The organism is Pseudomonas sp. Q1 (assembly GCF_009935975.1).
In the GTDB taxonomy this organism is placed as follows: domain Bacteria; phylum Pseudomonadota; class Gammaproteobacteria; order Pseudomonadales; family Pseudomonadaceae; genus Aquipseudomonas; species Aquipseudomonas palleroniana.
In genome coordinates this window covers 1-581 of record NZ_QODI01000076.1, presented here as the reverse complement: position 1 = coordinate 581, position 581 = coordinate 1, and the positions used below count along the sequence as shown (strand labels likewise).

Here is a 581-nt window from a genome sequence, read left to right as displayed (position 1 = left end):
GAGAAACATGGCTGCAAAGACAGTGTTGATCGTGTACGCGCACCAGAGCGCAGGCTCCTTCAATGCGGCTGTTAAAGACGCTGCTGTGGACGCGCTGAAGAAACAGGGCTGTAACGTGCTTGTGTCTGACCTGTATGAAATGAAGTTTAAGGCCACGGCTACAAAGGAGGATATTACTGGTCCACCAAAGAACCCAGAGCATTTTCGTTATGGAAATGAGACCATGTTGGCCTGGCAGGAGGGGCGACTATCTTCTGATATCACAGATGAGCACAAGAAACTGAAAGAAGCAGATCTGGTTATTTTTCAATTTCCCATGTACTGGTTCTCTGTTCCTGCCATCATGAAAGGCTGGATGGACCGGGTTCTAACGCTTGGCTTTGCATACACCTTGGAAAAGCGCTACAGTGAGGGTGTCTTCAGGGACAAGAAAGCCATGTTATCCTTCACTACTGGTTCCAATGAGACCATGTTCAGCTCCAATGGAATCAATGGAGACATGAATGTTACTCTGTGGCCAATTCAAAATGGGGTCCTCAACTATTGTGGCTTCCAGGTCCTTGCCCCTCAGATCTTCTGGG

1 protein-coding gene is annotated in these 581 nt (G+C 48.2%); it reads left to right on the top strand.

Features of this window, described 5'->3' with window-relative positions; all coding sequences use genetic code 11:
- On the top strand, positions 1 to 581 hold a 581-nt coding region (locus tag DK870_RS29205), incomplete at both ends, for an NAD(P)H-dependent oxidoreductase (protein ID WP_161550437.1).